The 1398-nt window shown below is 76.9% G+C and carries 2 protein-coding genes; one reads left to right on the top strand and one right to left on the bottom strand.

Annotated features, from left to right (window positions below; all coding sequences use genetic code 11):
* The coding region (locus E1264_RS44355; RefSeq protein WP_165964680.1) for a hypothetical protein at window positions 1-859 on the top strand (859 nt) is incomplete at its 5' end.
* Between the two features lie 22 nt (window positions 860-881).
* On the opposite strand, the gene E1264_RS42630 is transcribed toward E1264_RS44355, so the two are convergent.
* On the bottom strand, window positions 882-1398 hold a 517-nt coding region (locus tag E1264_RS42630; protein WP_132183262.1), incomplete at its 5' end, for a TetR/AcrR family transcriptional regulator.

The following is a 1398-nucleotide window of genomic DNA, read 5'->3' as shown; positions in this document are numbered from 1 at the left end:
CCCGCCCACCGATCCACCGGGGCCGACCGACCCGACCGATCCGCCGACCGACCCGCCGCCCGGGCCCGGTGAGCCGAAGGCTCCCGAACTGGTGCTCGGGCTGACGGTGTCGGAGGCGACGATGCGTCCCGGCGGCTCGATCACCGCGACCGTGCGCGTGTCGTCCAGGTACGCGACCGCGGGCAACACCGTCCTGCGGCTGTCGGCGTCCGGCGCCTCGGTGAGCCCGCGGGCGCGGACCCTCGGCTCGGTCGGCGGCGGTGGAGCCGCCACCCTGGCGACCGTGCGGGCGCCGTCCGACGCCAGGCCCGGCCTGGTCACGCTGCGGGCCGCGGCCTCCGCGACCAAGGCCAAAGGCGTGTCCCGCAGTTACAAGCTGATCGTCACGGACGCGTCCGGCGCGCCGCCGCCGGGGGTGAGCCTGGCGAACCTGCCGCCCGGCGTCCCGCCGCTGACCCCGTCCGGGTTCGACCCGCTCGCGGGCATGCGCGGGCCCCAGGTGGTGTTCCCGCCGATCGCCCAGCCGCAGATCGCGCCGAGCCCGGGGCCGCTGGTCCCGGTGTCCGGCCTGCGGGAGCTCCCGGACGAGCCGCTCACCGTCGAGGACCTGGCCGCGCTCCAGGCCGGAATCCTCGCGGCGCTGACGGTGTCGGTGACGTTGCTGCTGCTCAGGCTGCGGCTGATGCGGCGGGCCTGCGATCTCAGGCCGCCGCGGGCCGTCCGGCGGCGCGGCCGGAGCGCGGGGGAGCGGCTCACGGCCGCCAGGCTGCGCGCGCTGCCGCCGCAGCCCGCTCCCCGCATCCGCCCGGCCAGGTCCGCCCTGTTCCCGCTGCGGCAGGCCCGTCCCGCCCGCCTCTGAGCGCGGGCGCGAGCGCCGCGGCTCAGCGGGCCAGCCGGATCAGGATGCGGCACACCTCTTCGATGATCTCCGTGGCCTCGGCCTCGCTCTCGGCGGTGGCGATCTCCCGTCCGGTCTCGCCGATGACCGTGGTGAGGACGAGGCTCAGCACCTGCTCGGGACGTCCGGCCGGCTCCCCGGAGGACGGGCCGCGCAGCAGCTTGGTGTTCTGCGCGATCCAGCGCTGCGCGCGGCTGCGGCGCATCAGCGACGACCCGGACGGCCCCTCGCCGCCGAGGAACAGCCGGGCGGCGTCCCGGCGCTCCCAGCACACCCGCAGGTAGGCGCGGGCGCCCGCGATGAACAGCGCGATCGGGTCGATCTCGCCGCTCTTGCGCGCCGCGGACACGGCCTGCGCGGCGCTCGCCTCCTGCTCGGCGCTGAGGTCCTCCCACAGCGCGACGTACAGCCCGGCCTTGCCGCCGTAGTGGTGGTAGAGGCTGCCGACGCTGATCCCGGACCGCTCGACGATCTCGGCGATGCCCGCGTCGGCGTAGCCG

Origin of the sequence: Actinomadura sp. KC216, from assembly GCF_004348535.1 — a bacterium.
Lineage (GTDB): Bacteria > Actinomycetota > Actinomycetes > Streptosporangiales > Streptosporangiaceae > Spirillospora.
This window is presented reverse-complemented; position numbering and strand designations above follow the sequence as displayed.